The organism is Nocardiopsis sp. M1B1, assembly GCF_052466615.1.
The window spans coordinates 6,093,082-6,108,363 of record NZ_CP196194.1 but is presented as its reverse complement, the minus strand read 5'-3'; the positions used below and the strand labels follow the sequence as shown (position 1 = coordinate 6,108,363).

Annotated in this window: 15 protein-coding genes; 7 read left to right on the top strand and 8 right to left on the bottom strand. The window is 74.0% G+C overall.

What is annotated here, in order from left to right; all coding sequences use genetic code 11:
• Window positions 1-35 precede the first annotated feature (35 nt).
• On the top strand, window positions 36-440 hold the full coding sequence (locus ACSTA4_RS26505; RefSeq protein ID WP_248772264.1) for a four-helix bundle copper-binding protein: 405 nt from the start codon (window positions 36-38) through the stop codon (window positions 438-440).
• A 115-nt stretch (window positions 441-555) separates the two neighbouring features.
• On the opposite strand, the gene ACSTA4_RS26500 is transcribed toward ACSTA4_RS26505, so the two are convergent.
• Window positions 556-903 carry a hypothetical protein gene (locus tag ACSTA4_RS26500; protein ID WP_444961456.1) on the bottom strand — a complete coding sequence of 116 codons (348 nt, stop codon included), beginning with the start codon at window positions 901-903 and terminating at the stop codon, window positions 556-558.
• Window positions 904-995: 92 nt separating this feature from the next.
• The gene (locus tag ACSTA4_RS26495) at window positions 996-1,862 is read right to left on the bottom strand and encodes an LLM class F420-dependent oxidoreductase (RefSeq protein WP_444961455.1); all 867 of its coding nucleotides are present in this window, start codon (window positions 1,860-1,862) and stop codon (window positions 996-998) included.
• Window positions 1,863-2,040: 178 nt separating this feature from the next.
• On the opposite strand from ACSTA4_RS26495, the gene ACSTA4_RS26490 reads away from it, so the two are divergent.
• The 3 genes from ACSTA4_RS26490 to ACSTA4_RS26480 all read left to right on the top strand — a co-directional run bounded on the left by ACSTA4_RS26490 (window position 2,041) and on the right by ACSTA4_RS26480 (window position 3,843).
• A complete protein-coding gene (locus ACSTA4_RS26490; RefSeq protein ID WP_444961454.1) occupies window positions 2,041-2,244 on the top strand; it encodes a hypothetical protein in 204 nt (67 codons plus the stop codon).
• A 320-nt stretch (window positions 2,245-2,564) separates the two neighbouring features.
• Window positions 2,565-3,146, top strand: coding sequence for a GNAT family N-acetyltransferase (locus tag ACSTA4_RS26485; protein ID WP_444961453.1), 582 nt, complete (start codon window positions 2,565-2,567; stop codon window positions 3,144-3,146).
• Between the two features lie 205 nt (window positions 3,147-3,351).
• Complete coding sequence (locus ACSTA4_RS26480) at window positions 3,352-3,843, top strand: FBP domain-containing protein (protein WP_047868049.1); 492 nt, start codon at window positions 3,352-3,354, stop codon at window positions 3,841-3,843.
• Window positions 3,844-4,146: 303 nt separating this feature from the next.
• Here the strand turns inward: ACSTA4_RS26480 and ACSTA4_RS26475 are convergent, their stop codons facing one another.
• Entirely contained in the window at window positions 4,147-4,341 is a 195-nt protein-coding gene (locus ACSTA4_RS26475; RefSeq protein ID WP_444961452.1) for a DUF1918 domain-containing protein, read from the bottom strand.
• Between the two features lie 205 nt (window positions 4,342-4,546).
• On the opposite strand from ACSTA4_RS26475, the gene ACSTA4_RS26470 reads away from it, so the two are divergent.
• Complete coding sequence (locus tag ACSTA4_RS26470; RefSeq protein ID WP_444961451.1) at window positions 4,547-5,848, top strand: ABC transporter ATP-binding protein; 1,302 nt, start codon at window positions 4,547-4,549, stop codon at window positions 5,846-5,848.
• 74 nt (window positions 5,849-5,922) lie between these two features.
• Window positions 5,923-6,849: an ABC transporter permease gene (locus ACSTA4_RS26465; protein ID WP_444961450.1), complete on the top strand. Its 927-nt coding sequence runs from the start codon at window positions 5,923-5,925 to the stop codon at window positions 6,847-6,849.
• 127 nt (window positions 6,850-6,976) lie between these two features.
• On the opposite strand, the gene ACSTA4_RS26460 is transcribed toward ACSTA4_RS26465, so the two are convergent.
• The 3 genes from ACSTA4_RS26460 to ACSTA4_RS26450 form a co-directional block, all read right to left on the bottom strand.
• Window positions 6,977-8,308, bottom strand: a complete 1,332-nt coding sequence (locus ACSTA4_RS26460; RefSeq protein ID WP_444961449.1) for an alpha/beta hydrolase family protein — start codon at window positions 8,306-8,308, stop codon at window positions 6,977-6,979.
• A 288-nt stretch (window positions 8,309-8,596) separates the two neighbouring features.
• Window positions 8,597-9,274: a response regulator gene (locus ACSTA4_RS26455; protein WP_444961448.1), complete on the bottom strand. Its 678-nt coding sequence runs from the start codon at window positions 9,272-9,274 to the stop codon at window positions 8,597-8,599.
• A gap of 73 nt (window positions 9,275-9,347) precedes the next feature.
• A complete protein-coding gene (locus ACSTA4_RS26450) occupies window positions 9,348-11,150 on the bottom strand; it encodes a sensor histidine kinase (protein WP_444961447.1) in 1,803 nt (600 codons plus the stop codon).
• Window positions 11,151-11,289: 139 nt separating this feature from the next.
• Between ACSTA4_RS26450 and ACSTA4_RS26445 the strand changes: the two genes are divergently transcribed.
• Window positions 11,290-12,546, top strand: a complete 1,257-nt coding sequence (locus tag ACSTA4_RS26445; protein ID WP_444961446.1) for a hypothetical protein — start codon at window positions 11,290-11,292, stop codon at window positions 12,544-12,546.
• Window positions 12,547-12,907: 361 nt separating this feature from the next.
• On the opposite strand, the gene ACSTA4_RS26440 is transcribed toward ACSTA4_RS26445, so the two are convergent.
• Together ACSTA4_RS26440 and ACSTA4_RS26435 are read right to left on the bottom strand one after the other, a co-directional pair.
• Window positions 12,908-14,518: a nucleotidyl transferase AbiEii/AbiGii toxin family protein gene (locus ACSTA4_RS26440; protein ID WP_444961445.1), complete on the bottom strand. Its 1,611-nt coding sequence runs from the start codon at window positions 14,516-14,518 to the stop codon at window positions 12,908-12,910.
• 92 nt (window positions 14,519-14,610) lie between these two features.
• On the bottom strand, window positions 14,611-15,195 hold the full coding sequence (locus ACSTA4_RS26435) for a TetR/AcrR family transcriptional regulator (protein WP_444961444.1): 585 nt from the start codon (window positions 15,193-15,195) through the stop codon (window positions 14,611-14,613).
• Window positions 15,196-15,282 lie beyond the last annotated feature (87 nt).

Below are 15,282 nucleotides of genomic sequence, written 5' to 3'. Positions count from 1 at the left end.
GCCCCCGGCACCGCACGACGCCGAGGGGGAACGCCATGAGCGTGGCGAGCCAGATGCTGGAGACCTATCCCAAGGACCTGGGCGGGGTGGACCGCGAGAGGCTGCGGGCCTGCATCGAGGCGTGCTTCGAGTGCGCCCAGGCCTGTACCGCCTGCGCGGACGCCTGTCTGAGCGAGGACGGGGTCGCCGACCTCGTCAAGTGCGTCCGCACCGACCTCGACTGCGCCGACCAGTGCGAGACCACCGGCCGGGTGCTCTCGCGTCACACCGGTTACGACGCCAACCTGACCCGCGCGGTCCTGGAGGCCTGCGCGCAGGCCTGCAAGACGTGCGCCGACGAGTGCGAACGGCACGCCTCCATGCACGACCACTGCCGGGTGTGCGCCGAGGCGTGCCGACGGTGTGAGCGGGCGTGCCGCGAGCTGATCGACACGCTCTGAACCCTGCCCGGAAGGCGGTTCCGGTCCGTCCGGGCGGCGGGCCGGGCCGTCCCTGGGGCGCGCGTCGCGGCCTTCGGGCCGGGCGCGCCGCCGGGACCGTCGCGGCCCCGAGCGCTCACCGGCCGCCCCGGGCCCGGTACTGCTCGACGAGTTCCTCGTGGTCGCCCGGATCGGCCTCGACCAGGCAGGCGGTGCGGTCCAGCTCCGCCCCGATCCGCGCCGCGATCTCCTCGGCCCGGTCCCGGGTGGCGTGGAGGCCCGCGACGACCGTGTGGCCGGTTCCCACGGGGTCGTCCTCCTCCTCTTCCGTACGCGCGCCCAGGCTCCAGGGCACCTCGCACGGGCCCGCGTGCGACGGGTCGGGACACAGGAGCCGCGCCACCGGCTCCTGGAGCGCGAGCACCTCGTCGAGGCTGTCGTATCCGGGCACGAGGACCTCGAAGACGCGCGGTCCGTCCGCCATGTGCCACCCCCCTGTGGTCGAGCCCCCGACGGTACGCGCCGCGACCCCGCGCCGCACGCGGATTTGCGGCACGGGCGCCGGAACCGCCCGGTTCAGGCCTCCGCGACCTCCGGCAGGACGGAGCCGAGCAGCTCGACCGCGCGGCGGGGGTCGGAGAACCCCTGTCCGTACACGTAGGCGACCGAGAACCCGGTCGCGGCCAGCTCCAGCAGCTGCCGGACCAGCGCGTCCCGAGTGGTGTCGGGGGTGACGAAGAAGATCGTGGTCCTCTCGATCCGGTCGTAGTCGCGCCCCAGGTCCTCGCAGTGCCGACGGAGCACGTCGAGCTTGTGCGCCGCGTCGGGGCCGCCGAAGATGTTGCACGCGTCCGCGTACTGGGCGACCAGGCGCAGCGTCTTGCGCTCCCCGCTGCCGCCGATCATCAGGTACGGGTGCGGGGTGGAGATGTTCTGCGGCGAGTTGAGGGTGCGCTCCAGCGTGTGGTGCCTGCCCCGGTAGGGGCCCTCGTCCCCGCCCCACATCTGGAGGCAGATCTGGACCGTCTCCTCCAGGCGCTCGAACCGCTCCTTCGTGGACGGGAACGGGATGCCCAGGCCGTGCGCCTCGTCGGCGTACCAGGCGGCCCCGATGCCCAGCCCGGCGCGCCCGCCGGACAGCGTGTCCAGGGTGCTGATCTGCTTGGCCAGCACACCCGGCTCGCGGTACACGGCTCCTGTGACCAGGGTGTGCAGGAGGACCCGGTCGGTGTGCGCGGCCAGGAAGCCCAGAGCGGTGTACGCCTCCAGCATGGCGTTCTCCTGTGGGCCGATGTCCCCGCCCATCTGCCAGAAGTGGTCCATCACCGTCAGCCGCGAGACGCCCGCGGCCTCGGCGGCGCGGGCGGTGTCGGCGAGCGTGGGGCCGATGGCGGGCGTTCCGCCGTCCCAGGTGAAGTCGGCGACGTGCATACCGAGTTCCATGTGTCCTCCTCGACGCGTGCCCGGAGGGTCCCGGACGGGGCCCAGTCTGCTGCCTGTGCCGCGTGCGTGCCAGGGCGCGACACGGCCCGGCACTGCTTCTCCGCCCCGGGGAGTGACCGGGTGCGGCGCGCCCTAGGATGGCCCGCATGCCTCCTCTCCAACGCACTGGAACGCTCCGGTGAAGGTCTCCTCGGTCGTCTCCTTCGTCGCCTTCGTGGCCGTGTTCGTCCTCTCGCGCCAGGCCTCGCGCCGCTTCCTGGCCGAGACGGTCGAGTTCTCCGGCTTCGTGCTCGAAGCCGCCTCGTTCGCGGCATCGCTGGCCCTGGCCGGGCTGGCCTCCGGCGCGGTCCTGTACACGGCTCGCCTCTTCCAGCGGGACTGACTCCCGGTCGGCGCAGGGAAGGGACATCACGCGCCGAGTGCCCGCGGATAACGGGAAAGTCCCAGTACACGGCGGTGACGGCCGTACGGGAGGGGCGGAACCTAGACTTTCCACGTGGCAGCGGAGAGGGCGCACGGGGACGTGCGCGGTGCGGCGGACGGCACCCGCGACGTGCACCGGGACGCACGCGGCGCGGCCGGGAACGCGCGCGGTGCGCACGGGGCCCTCCTCCACGCGCCCGATGATCGCCCCGGAGACCGACCCGGAGACCGAAACCCCACCGCCGCCCCGTCCGACGCCCGCACCCGACGGGAACACCCGTGACCGGCCCCGACCGCGGACACCGCCGCGGCGCCGCACCGGAGACCCCGGCCGACCCGGACGGACCCCGGGGCCCGTCCGGTGTCCGCCTCACGCGGAGGCTGCGCCTGGACCCCATCGGCCCCGAACACGCCCGCGAGCTGTGGCGGCTGCACCGGGACCCCGGCGTCGCCCGCTGGTACGGCGGCAGGTGGACGCGGGGGGAGGCCTGGGAGAGCGCCCTGCACATGGAACGCGCCTGGGAGACCGACGGCGTCCACAAGTGGATCGCGCACGACCGGTGGACAGGCGAGCTGGTGGGGCGCGGCGGCCTGTCCCGCGCCGTGGTGGACTCCCTGTGGTGCCTGGAGGTCGGCTGGGCGATCCGCGAGTGCTTCTGGGGGCTCGGCTACGCCAGCGAGATCGGCCGCGCGGGGCTGGAGTTCGCCTTCCACGACCTCGGCGCGGACGAGGTGGTCTCCTTCACCGAGGTGCACAACCTCCGTTCCCGCGCGGTCATGGAACGGCTCGGGTTCGGCTACGCGCGCGAGATCCGCCACGGGGGAGAGCCCTTCGCGCTCTACCTCATCAGACGCCCCTGAGACGGAGCGGACCCGCGGGCCCGCGGGCTGCCGGTCAGCGCCGGGAGCGGTCGGCGAGGGTGGGACGGGTCACGCGGGGCACGGCGCGGTCGGGGTGGAGCGGGCCGGACATCCGGCGGTGCGGGGATTTCGGCCCGCACGGGGACGGTACGCCGCGCCGTAAAAACGTTGCCCGGGCCCGACCTGCGGCGTTAGCGTCCCTCCCATGAGAGCTTTGACTGAGCGGGACATCCGGACGTCGTTCGTGAACTGCTCGAAGGGGGAGGCACAGCGGCTCTCACTGCCGCGCGACCTGGACCGGCGCCCCTGGGAGGACCTGGACTTCCTCGGCTGGCGCGACCACACCGCGCACGAACGCGCCTACCTGGTCACCGAGCGCGGCGACCGGCTCGTCGGCGTGGCCTTCCGCCTGTCCAACGTCCGCGCCGGGCTGCGCCGGAGCATGTGCTCGGTGTGCCTGACCACCCACCCCGGGCGGGGCGTGGCCCTGCTGGCCGCGCCCAAGGCGAGGCGCGCCGGTAAGGACGGCAGCACGGTGGGCCTGTACATGTGCACCGACTTCGCCTGCTCGCTGTACATCCGCGGGAAGAAGGAGCCGGAGCAGGGAGGGCGCTTCGAGGAGTCCCTCACCGTGGACGAGCAGATCGCCCGCGCCTCGGCCAACCTGGGCGGCTTCCTGGACCGGCTGTCGGCCTGAACCGCGGGCGGGCCCAGGACACCACGGCGGCGGGCGTCACGCCCGCCGCCGTCCCGTGTGCCCGACGTGTGGCGGGCGCCGCCGGGCCCGCTCCCGGGGACCGGGGCGTCTCCGCTGTACCAGCGGCCCCGGCCGCCCCGTACGTTCCGACCGCTCCCGGGGTCCGACAGGCGTGCGGTCCCGCCCGGCCGGACGCCCAGGGCGTCCCGGTGGTCCGGTCAACTCCTCCGGCTCCCCGCAGCCCAGCGGGCCTCCCGGTGGCCCGTACGTTCCGGGCACCCCGACCGCCCCTTCCGGCGCCGCTCAGTCCACCGGGTGCCGGGGCTCCACCACCGTCTCCGGCCCGGGATAGACGAGCCGTTCCTCCCCGTCCGGGAACCGCACCACGTACGGCGGCCCGTCGTCGGCGCCGCGTACCTCCACGACCTCCCCGACGTGCTGACCCTCGGTGCTCACGACCCCGTGCGTACGCACGTAGTCGCCGATGGACGCCCGCATGACCTCTCCCCCCGTTCGACCGGTTGGCCGTCACCCACGGGACCTACCCGAAACGCCGGTCCGGCGAAACGGCCCCCGGCGAAACGGCTCCCGGCGGTGCCGGGTAGGCACAAGTGCGTACCCGGTCCCCGACGAACCACAGATGTGGGCCCGGGGCCCCTCTTCCTAGCGTGGTGCACCACGAGAGCGGAAGAGAGGGGAAACCGTGCTCACGGTGCGCGAACTGACCAAACGCTACGGGGGCAGGACAGCGGTGGACGGGCTCACCTTCACCGTCGAACCCGGTCGGGTGACGGGCTTCCTGGGGCCCAACGGCGCGGGGAAGTCCACGACCATGCGGATGATGCTGGGCCTGGCCCGGCCCACGTCGGGGGAGGCCCTGGTCAACGGCCGGGAGTACTGGCGGCTGGACCGGCCGACGCGGCAGGTCGGCGCCCTGCTGTCGCCTGACGCCGCTCACCCCGGGCGCAGCGCCCGCGCCCACCTGACCGCGAAGGCGGCGGGCGGCGGGATTCCGAGGAGCCGGGTGGACGAGGTGCTGGAGGAGGTCGGCCTGACCGGCGTCGCCCGCCAGCGGGTGCACGGGTACTCCCTGGGCATGCGCCAGCGGTTGGGCGTCGCGGACGCGCTGCTGGGGGACCCGGGGGTGCTGCTGTTCGACGAACCGGTGAACGGGCTCGACCTGGACGGCGTGCGGTGGATGCGCGACCTGACGCGGCGGCTCGCCGACGAGGGGCGCACCGTGTTCGTCTCCAGCCACCTGATGAGCGAGATGGAGATGGTCGCCGACCACCTGGTCGTGGTGGGCCGGGGGCGGCTGATCGCGGACGCGCCGATCTCCGATGTGATCGCGGCCTGGTCGCGCACGCACGTGCTGGTGCGCAGTCCGGACGCCGCGAGGCTGCGGGAGGGGTTGGAGCGGCTGGGGCCGTCGGTGCGGATCGAGGCGGTGGAGGACACCTGGGACGACAGGGGTGCCCGGGGAGTCAGGGAGGCGGGTGGCTCCTGTGACGGCGGTGGTGTCCGGGACGGCGGAGATCCAGGAAGCGCGAGAGGCGTCCGTGTCGGCGGGGAACCCGGAAGCGGAGGAGATGTCCGTGGTGGTGGGGAGGCCGGTGCCGAGCGATCAGCACGGGACGCCGGTGGCGGACGGGGCCAAGACGGTCGCCGGGACCGGGGTGACGGCCGGGACCGGAGCAGCGACCGAAGCACCGGTCTGAGGGTGTTCGGGCTCGGCGTGGCGGAGGTCGGCGACCACGCGCACGCCATGGGCGCGCGGGTCCACGGGCTCCGGCTGGAGGAGGCCTCGCTGGAGGAGGCCTACCTGGAACTGACCGGGGACGCCGTCGAGTACGGCGCCCGTTCCGGGCCAGCCGCCTCCGGCCGGGACGCTTCGGGGAACGCGGCGGGGGACACGGGGCCCGCCGCCGGGGACCCGGCGTCTTCCGAGAGCACCGCGGGACCGGCCGGGCCACTGCGCCGCCTGGGACGCAGGAGGTCCCGGTGAACCGGTGGCGGGAGGAAGGGGCGCGAGCCCGGGGCGGGAGCCGAAGCGGGCGGGACGACAGGGGTGAGGAGAGCATGACGGGTGTGTCGAGGGTGTTCGGTGCGACGGGTGCCACGGGTGTGAAGGAGGGTTCCGGAACCCCCGCGAGCGCCGGGGGAACGTGGCGGGCGGCGGGGACGGCGAAGGCGGCTGGTACGGGGGCCGACCGTGCCGGGGGCTGCCCCCGGACGGACCTGTTCCGGGAGGTCGCCGCCGAGTGGATCCGGCAGTCGTCCCTGCGGTCCACGTGGTGGGCGTTCGGCGCCGCGCTGGCGGGCATGGCAGTGTTCGCCGCGATCATGGGCTACACCGAGTGGACCCGGATCATGGAGAACCCGGACGAGGCGGACGGCGCCGCGTTCATGCGGCTCACCTCGCAGGGGCACTTCTACCTGGTGCAGATCGCCGTGCTGGTGATGGCCGCGCTGACCGCGACCGGGGAGTTCGGCAACCGCAGTGTCACCAGCACGCTGCTGTGGCGGCCCGCCCGGGGGACCGTGCTGGTCGCGCGCACGCTGGTGTCCGCCGCACTCGCCTTCGCGGCGGGCGCGCTCGCCACGGTGACGGCGGTCGCGGTGCTGAGCTTGTTCGTCGGCCGGTACGCCTCCGCTGACGCCGCCGAGACCCTGGCGACGTCGCTGAACGCGGGCGTGTGCATGGCGCTGTTCGCGGTGCTGTTCGTCGGGATAGGCACGGCGACGCGGAGCATGCCGGGCACGTTCATCGTGGGGTTCCTACTGCTCATGGGGCTGCCGATGGTCATGCAGCTCTCCCAGGTGCAGATGATCAGCGACTTCGCGGCGCTGATGCCGGGAACGGCCGGGATCGAGTTCTACGCGGGCGGTGACGTGGGCTTCTACACGGCTCCGCACGACGGGCCGGTGAACATCGCCGCGGTCGTGGGCTGGGCCCTGGCCGCGCAGATCGTCGCCCACACCGAGCTGCGCGTGCGCGACGTGTAAAGGACTGGAGGAGCCTGACGGGGCCCTACCGGTGGCCGGAGGCCCGGGACGCGCAAGGCGCGTTCCGGGCCTCCGCGGTGCCGGGTGCGGGCACCTCGCCCGAGCCCTCCCGGCGCCTGCCCGGGGACTAGTCCTCGCCGACGAACTCCATCGCGGGCAGGTCCGGCGAGGGGCCGTCCAGGATCGGGTCCCGCTCACCGCGCAGGTGGGCGTCGAAGAAGGCCGTGACGTAGGCGCGCTGCGCCCGGACAGACTCCTCGGGGTCGACGGTGCCGATCGCCCCCTCCACCAGGTCGGGCCAGGCGCGGTTGCCCGGCTGGAGGGCCTCATCGACGCCGGGCAGGACCCACTGGTGGTCGGTGTAGCTGAAGTGCTCGCCCTCGGCCATGTACAGCTCCAGGACGTCGACCGAGGAGGCCTCGACGAAGGTCCGGAACCCTGCGCTGTACCCGCTGTGGTGCGGTTCGAGCTCGACTCCGGCCCTTCCCGCGGTCAGGAGCGCGAAGGGGCGGTCGGCGCCCCGCAGGTTGGCCTCCGACCACACCTCGTCGCCGACGTGGTAGCCGATGGTGCCGTCCAGGTCCAGCCCCGCGTCGACGCGGTCGTCCTCCAGCATCACCTCGGCGGCGGTGAGCCCTCCGGCGGAGTGGCCGAACATGCCCACCGCGTCCAGGTCCAGCGCCCCGCCCAGACCCGCGGGGGGCTCCTGGCCGCCCGCGTCGGGGCTGTCGCCCTCCGCGAGCGCGGTCAGCCCGTCCAGGACCAGGCGGGTGTCCGCGCGCCGGACCGCGACGGCCTCCTTGAGGGCCTCGGTGCTGAAGGAGGGGGCGCTCGTGCGCAGTACCCGGCCGTCGGGCATGTCCACGGCGAGCGTCTCGTAGGGGTGGTCCATGGCGGCCACCACGTACCCGTGGGAGGCGAGTTCCTCCAGGTGCAGGGTGTTGAGGAACCGGGACTGCTCCATCCCCGGGGAGTAGAGGACCACGGGGAACGGGCCGGTGCCGGCGGCCGGGACGTCCCGGAGGGCGTTGACCCGGAAGGCGTCGAAGTCGACGCTGTCGCGGTGGAGCCCTCCCTGCTCCAGTTCGCTCTTCAGCACCCCGGAGACGGAGGGCGTGACGTAGGGCGCGGGTTCGCCGGTGCCCGTGCCGTCCCCGGCGGAGGCGTCGCCCTCCCCGTCCGCGCCGGGGCCTTCTCCGGCCGGGTACCAGACGCTGACCATGACGTCCCGTTCGGTGGCCTCCTCCACCCAGGGGTGGCCGCGGTCGGGGTCGACCAGGTGCAGTTCGGTCCGGCCGACGGCGTGCGGGCCGGTGGGTTCGGGCGGGGTGAGGACCACGCTCCCGGAGTCGGTGGCCGCGTTGAGGGCGGTGGGGATCGAGAACGCCGCGGCGAGGACGAGGGCGGCCGACCCGTAGGCGGTCGCGCGCCTGGCGCGGACGGAGTTGGTGGTGTTCATGCCAGCCATGCTCGGGGCCGGGGCGCCCGGCGCACATCGCCTGGACGGCAGCGGCCGGGTAGGCACAAAGGGGTAGGGCGGGCGGTGGGAGCGGCGCGTGGGGGCGTGGGGAACGGGGTGGGGGCACGCCGACGGAGAGGGCCCTGGGGACCCCCCGATTCCATCGAACCGCAGCGGCCACCCCCACCGCCAGCCCCGATTCCCGCCTGTGGAAAACCCCCGTGCCCGCGAGCCGGGCCTCGGGCCAGGGGCCTGCCGTCGCGGGGCGCGGGAACCGGGCCGGTGCCCTCAGACCAGTCCGGCCTCGTAGGCCACCACAGCGGCCTGCACCCGGTTGCGCACGTCGAGCCGGGTGAGGATCGACCCCACGTGCACCTTGACCGTGCCCGGGGCGATGGCCAGGCGGCGCGCGATCTCGTCGTTGGAGCACCCCTGGCCGACCAGCGCCAGCACCCCGCGTTCGCGTCCGGTGAGCCGCCCGACCCGTTCCCGCGCCGCCGACGCGCGGGACAGCCGCCCCCCGGAGGCGTCCAGTTCGTCGATCACCCGGCGCGCCACCTCCGGCGACAGGTACGCCCCGCCCTCCGCGACCGCGCGCAGCCCCTCCACCAACTGACGGGGATTCCCGCTCTTGAGCACGAACCCGCTGGCGCCCCCGGACAGGGCCCGCGCGATGTAGGCGTCCTCGGAGAACGTGGTGAGGATGACGACCGCCGTCCCCGGGTGCTCCCGGGCGATGACCTCCGTCGCGGCCAGGCCGTCCGTCCCGGGCATCTGCACGTCCAGCAGCGCGATGTCGGGACGGTGCTCGGCGACCAGGGCCACGGCGGCGTCGCCGTCCCCGGCCTCGCCCACCACCTCGATCCCCGGCGCCGCCGACAGGATCGCGCGCAGTCCGGCGCGCATCATGGCCTCGTCGTCCGCGAGGACGAGGCGAAGCGTCCCGGCACCGTCTGTCGCGTTCACGCCGACACCCTACTGCGCCGCCCGGTCAGTGCGCCGCCCGGTCAGTGCACCGCCCGGTCAGTGCGCCGTCCGGTCAGTCGGTCCGCTGTATCTCGTCCTTGGCGACCAGGACACCGCCCTCGAAGCACAGCCGGTACACCGGCGGCAGCCCGTTCTCGTACCGGGACAGGTAGAAGAGGCACTGGGCACCGGGCGGAGCGGACGGCTCGGAGGCCCGGGCCGACACCGAACCCTCGGGATAGGAGAACCGGGGGAGCACCTCCTCCACCCGCTCCCGGTCGTCCCCCACGGACAACCGCTCGTAACGCTCCGCGGGCAGCACGGTGTTGGTACCCACCCAGGACAGCAGGCCGAAACCGACCGCCACCAGCCCCAGGCCCAGCGCGGCCGGAACGGCCACGGCGGCCACCAGCCGACGCCGCGCGCGGGCGCGGGCCTCGCCGTGGGCGCGACGCGTCTCCGACTCCCCGGGCTCCTCCGCCCCGCCCTCGGCACCGGGGTCGGGCACGGTCGCCCGTACGGCGAACCCCGCGCCCTCCTCCCGGCCCGCCGCGAAGCTCCCGCCGAGCCCCTCCACCAGCGAACGCAGCCCGGCCAGGCCGGACCCGTCCCCGCTCCGCGCGGGCAGGACCGTCCGCACGGCCTCAGGCGGTCCGGTGTCGCTGACCGACACCCGGGTCCGGTCGGCCTCGCGGACCACCCGCACGGTCACCTCCGCCCCCGGCGCGTACTTGGCCGCGTTGGTCAGCGCCTCCTGGACCACCCGGTGCACGGCGCCGCCTCCCGGGGCGGACGGGTCCGGATCGGGGCCCTCCCGCAGCAGCCGGACCCGCATACCGGCGTCCGCGGCGCGCTGCACCAGGACCGTCGCCGACTCGCCCGCTACCGAATCGCCCGCGTCCGGTGCGCTCGCGTTCGGTGCGCCTGCGTTCAGCGCGCCTGTGCCGAACTCGCCCGCGTTCGGCTCGCCTGTGGTCGGCGTGCCCGCGTCGAAGCCGCCCGCGTTCAACCCGCCCGGACCCGGCCCGACGACGCCCGGTCCGGAAGCGGCTTCGTCGCGGCCGTCGCCACCGTCGTCGTCCTCGCGCAGTACCCCGATGATCTCCCGCAGCCGCAGGTTGGCCTCGTGCGCCGCCGTGCGTAGCTCACCGGCTGCCCGGCCCTGCTCGGAGTCCTCAGGAGCGGTCATCTCCAGGGCCGCCGCGCGCACCGCGATCAGCGCGAGGTCGTGGCCGAGGGAGTCGTGCATCCGGGTCGCGATCCGGGCGCGCTCCCGCAGGCGGGCCCGGTCGGCCTCGGCCGCGCGGGTCCGCTCCATGCGCTCGGCGATCTCCCAGCCGCCCCGCCACACCCGGCGGCGCAGGCGCTGGTAGCGGCCGAACAGCCACGGGGCGAGTGTGCTCAGCGCGATGACGAGGACGACGCCCAGCCAGTCCACGGAGTCGGACAGGAACGCGCGGACGTCCGCGCCGAACACCAGCCCCGCCGACAGGTGCAGGACGAGGGTGAACGAGCACGCCACGACCACCATCGCCACCACCGGGCGCACCCGTTCCGAGCGCAGGCCGGTGAGCAGCGCCAGCACAGCCACGGCCAGCCAGGGCGCGATCACGGTGGTCTCCACCACCAGGAACCCCGAGGCGGACGTCTGCAGGACCGCCCCGCTGAGCATGACGCCCAGGGAGACGAACGGCAGGGGACGGGACAGAGCCGCCGCGACGGCCAGGGCAGCCAGCAGAAGGCACGTTTCGAGGACCGGCGGCCGGTCGCGGACCCCGGAGAGCTCGATCACGATCAGCGCGCCCAGAAGAGCCCACAGCACGGCCTCGAAGGCCGGACGGGTCCACCCGCGCGGTTCTTTCCGGATCTCCCGCATGGCCACAGGCTAGCCAGCCCTCCCGTCAGCACTCCCGTCGAGCGGTGTCTCCGGAGTCGCGCCGAACCTTCCCGCCGCGCGGAGTGTCGGAGGTACATGCGACAAAGTCCTGATCACCCCCGACCCCAGGAGAGAGCCCGTGCCATCTGGATTCCACAGCCCCGGTCGCCCCGAGGACCTGCCGCGCCCCGAGGTGCTCTGGACACTCGGCGCGTTGAGGATCGCGCTGTCCACCGGCTTCGGCCCCGACTGGTCGGAGGGGCACCGGGTCGAGGACGACGGTGTCCTGCTCCTCCAGGACGGCGGCGGCAACTGGTGGCGGATGGCCCGTGTCGCGGGCGGCCGGTACCTGCTCATCGGCTGGGACCGGGCGGGGAGGACCGACAGCGCCTTCCGGCCTCCGGTCAATCCGTACGCGGACGCCCCGGAGTGGCTCCCCTGGGAGTGGATCTCCCGGCTGGAGAGCGAGGTCCCCATCGGCTTCGTGTACTGGTGGGAGTGCGGGGCGTGGGCGCGCTCGACCTACCACGACCAGGTGGACGAGGACGGCCTGGGGATGCGGCTGTCCGCCTTCGTCGGTCCGGAGGAGGCCACCCATGACCTCGTGGCCTTCGTCAACGAGGTGGTGTCGGTGACCGGGGGACCGCGTCCCGACGAGGGCGACGACCCCTTCGACGACATGGGGCAGCGGCTCTACACCCGGGTGGAGCACGCCGTCGAGGGGGGAGCGGTCGACTTCGGCTTCCTGGACCCGATGCCCTTCGACACCGCCGCGGCCACCAGCGTCCTCCGAGCCGCCGGGATCGCCGGGGATGGCCACCCCGCCGCCCCGCTTCCCGCCGGTACGGAGAAACCGGCCGAACGCGGCCGTACCCGCGTACTCAGCGATCAGGAGTGGTCGGTCCTGGTGGAGTCCGTGATGCGGACGGCCGCGGAGAGGCCGCGACCCGTACCCGGGGAGACCGGGCTGCTGCGCGAGCTGGGCGATTTCCTACGCGGCCTGGCCGCCGAGCACGGAGGCGAAGTGGTCTACACGATCACCGGTGGGAACAGCCAGAGCCAGTCCACGCTGGTGGACGCCAGGGGAAACCGGATCCAGGAGGAACCGCGCGGCCACCACGACTACGAACTGCGCCGGGCCGAAGGCCACCCCGAGCACGGCATGTGGTTCTTCCTGCGCGCCCGGGCGACCCCTGACGCGGTGGAGGTCGACCGGGCCTACGACCACCGGCCGGAGTGGTCGAAGGAGTCCGCTCTCGGTGTCGGCGTGTGGGTCGGGGACCTCGCCGCGGAGATGGCCAGCCGTACCCCCGAGTGGCGCCCGGAGTGGGTGTGGCTGTTGGACGAGGAGACCGCCTACGACCCGCCCGCCGACCCGTTCGTCCGCCCGGCCTGACCGGTCCGTGCCTGGTCGGGTCCGTACCTGACCGGTCCTGGCCCGGTCGGGTCCATGCCTGACCCGTCCCCGACTGCCGGTCCGTGCCTGGTCGGGTCCGGGCTTGGTCGATCCGCGGTCCCGGGCACGGCACGCATCCCACCCCGGCCGGAGGTTGTGCACAGGCACGGAACAGGACTGGCGGAGTGGGGGCCGGTCGCGGTTTCCTGGAAAGCGGGGGGTTCCCCGGGCCCGCCCACCTCGACGTGTCCGCACACCGTCTCACCCCCCGTCCTGCCCGCGGATACACGGGGACCGCCCCCGGGAAAGGAGGCGGTCCGCTCGCTCCTTCTGGAACCCGCTCATTCCTTCCGGAGCCCGTTCACTCCCCCCGGAACACGGGGGCCATCGCCGCCTCGAAGCGGTCCACCCACTCCCCGGCGTCGCCCTCCACCCACGGGCAGTCGCTGACGAAGTCGTCCCACTCGTCGGAGTCGAGGCTGCCCTCCTCCCGCAGGAAGCGCTCGTCCACGGTCTCGGCCCGGTCACCCAGTTCGGGGCGCAGCACACCGACCAGCAGCTCACGCGAGGGCCGCGCGCTCTCGGCCAGCAGGACCGCGTCGTAGAGGTCCTTGCCCTGCGGGTAGGTGTCCGTGTACAGCCACAGCACCTTCCAGGCCAGGGACAGTTCCGCCCCGGCCGCCAGAACGTCCGCCCCCGCCACCGACACCGCCACCGGCGGCTCGGGCAGCGACTCGTTGAACACCACGTCGATCTGCACGGTGCCCGGGGGCAGGCCCCCGGCCCGCCACGGGACCACCACGCGGCGGCCCGGCGCCCGCTCGTAGGTCCAGATGCTCTCCAGCCGCACGCCCTCGGCGTCGAAGGAGATCCCCTGCGCGGACGCCCTGGTGACGGCCCCGACCACGTCCGCGAACATGCGGTCGGCCGGGTCCCCGAACGCGGCGGTCTCGGCCGGGACCACCACGAAGTCCAGGTCCCGGGGGCGCCGGGCGGCGTTGCCCGCCCACACCGGCATGAGCATGCTGCCGCGCAGCACGAGGCTGTCCCGCCACGGTGTGCCCGCGATCGCGCGCAGGGCCAGCTCCATCGCCCGCCGGTTGGCCTCCCACCAGCGGGAGCCCAGGCCGGGGTCGGCGAACACCGGCTCTCCCGCCCGGTAGGCGGCGTCCAGGTGCTTGAGCGCGGGGTCGAACACCTTCCCCTGGCTTGCCTCGGGGCCGTCGGTGTTGGGCACGTAGGTGCTGGGCGGGCGCTGCCGGTAGCTGTCCGGCGCGTACTCGCCCGGCGGCACGTCGTCGGCGTTCTCGACCGGGGCGGCGTCCAACCACCCCGCGTCCACGGACAGGGCGGTGTCGTGGACGACGAACTCCCGCTCCACCGACAGGACCCTGGGCTGCCACCCCTCCTTGCCCTCGAAGGTCACCCCGGCCCTCTCCAGGGCCTTCAACAGCACGTGTTCGAACCGGGCGGCCTCCCTGCGGCCCACACGTGAGCACCGCTGGGTGACGAAACGCTCCTGGAAGCCGTCGTCGCGGACCCTGCGCGCGTTGCGCGACAGCCGGGCGCGGTGGGGTTCCACGATCGCGGACAGGGCCGCCAGGTCGGCCGACGCCGGGAGCAGGAGTTTGACGTGCGTCTCGAAGTAGTGCGACTCCGGCATCAGCTCGGCCACCCCGCGCGACACCGGTACCCCGGAGGCCTGGTGCGGTACCTCGATCTTGGTCCGGACGACCGTGAACCCGGCTTCGGCCAGCCGCTCGGTCCACCGCCGCGCCACGGCCAGCTCCTCGTCCAGAGTGCCCTTCCCGTGGTAGGTGACCATCGGCTGTGACGGGGACTCGCCGCGGTCCAGCTCGATGTGGGTGAACTTGAGCCCGTACTCCTCGGCCCATCGAGCCGCCTCCGCGACGCGCTCGGCGTCGGGCGCGTCCAGGGTCAGGTGGGTCTCGAAGTATCCGCAGAACTCCATCGGGGGCCTTCTTCTGTCTCGGGGGCCTTCCGCCCCGGGGGTACCTCGCCCGTGGGACGTATGGGGCGGCCGTCCGGTTCGTGACCCGGGCGTCAGCGCGGCCTGAGGCCCTCGAAGAGCACCCCGACCATGTCCGCGAGCTTGGCGTCGATCTCTTCGGGGGAGGACGTGGCCGTGAGCGCGACCAGGCCGTGCATCGCGGCGGACACGGTCATCGTGACCGCCTCCGGGGTGCCGCCCGCGATCTCCCCGGCGGCCTGGGCGTCGAGGATGGGGCGCATCACCCGTTCGAGCAGCCGCCCCACGGCGGCGTACAGCTGCTCGGAGACGTCGGGGTCGTGCTTGCGCGCGTACATGAGGTCGAGCAGCGCGGCGTGCTTCCCCGCGAACCCCACGTAGGCCCTGGCCAGGGCGAGGACACGGGTCCGCGCGTCACCCTCCTCGGGCGCCGCCGCCTCCAGGCACGCGGTCAGGCGCTCGAAACCGCTGAGGGCGAGCGCGTCCAGCAGCGCCTGCTTGTCCCGGAAGTGGCGGCCCGGCGCGGCGTGGCTGACCCCCGCCTCGCGGGCGATCTCACGCAGGGACAGCGCGGCCTGACCCCGTTCGGCCAGGGCGCGCTCGGCGTTGGCGAGCAGGACGGCGCGCAGGTCTCCGTGGTGGTAGGGGCGGTCAACCATGGAAACCAGGATAGACGGACGCTCCGGCGGCCCTCGTGGCCGCCATGGACAGCCCGGTTGCGTCAGGGGACCGGGGCACCGGGGCGC

Excerpts from the sequence above, each read along its gene's own strand:
- ACSTA4_RS26435 (WP_444961444.1), bottom strand. The coding sequence starts at position 15,195 with ATGGTTGACCGCCCCTACCACCACGGAGACCTGCGCGCCGTCCTGCTC.
- ACSTA4_RS26465 (WP_444961450.1), top strand. The coding sequence starts at position 5,923 with ATGACGGGTGTGTCGAGGGTGTTCGGTGCGACGGGTGCCACGGGTGTG.
- ACSTA4_RS26500 (WP_444961456.1), bottom strand. The coding sequence starts at position 903 with ATGGCGGACGGACCGCGCGTCTTCGAGGTCCTCGTGCCCGGATACGAC.
- ACSTA4_RS26505 (WP_248772264.1), top strand. The coding sequence starts at position 36 with ATGAGCGTGGCGAGCCAGATGCTGGAGACCTATCCCAAGGACCTGGGC.
- ACSTA4_RS26440 (WP_444961445.1), bottom strand. The coding sequence starts at position 14,518 with ATGGAGTTCTGCGGATACTTCGAGACCCACCTGACCCTGGACGCGCCC.
- ACSTA4_RS26450 (WP_444961447.1), bottom strand. The coding sequence starts at position 11,150 with ATGCGGGAGATCCGGAAAGAACCGCGCGGGTGGACCCGTCCGGCCTTC.
- ACSTA4_RS26480 (WP_047868049.1), top strand. The coding sequence starts at position 3,352 with ATGAGAGCTTTGACTGAGCGGGACATCCGGACGTCGTTCGTGAACTGC.
- ACSTA4_RS26475 (WP_444961452.1), bottom strand. The coding sequence starts at position 4,341 with ATGCGGGCGTCCATCGGCGACTACGTGCGTACGCACGGGGTCGTGAGC.
- ACSTA4_RS26495 (WP_444961455.1), bottom strand. The coding sequence starts at position 1,862 with ATGGAACTCGGTATGCACGTCGCCGACTTCACCTGGGACGGCGGAACG.
- ACSTA4_RS26460 (WP_444961449.1), bottom strand. The coding sequence starts at position 8,308 with ATGAACACCACCAACTCCGTCCGCGCCAGGCGCGCGACCGCCTACGGG.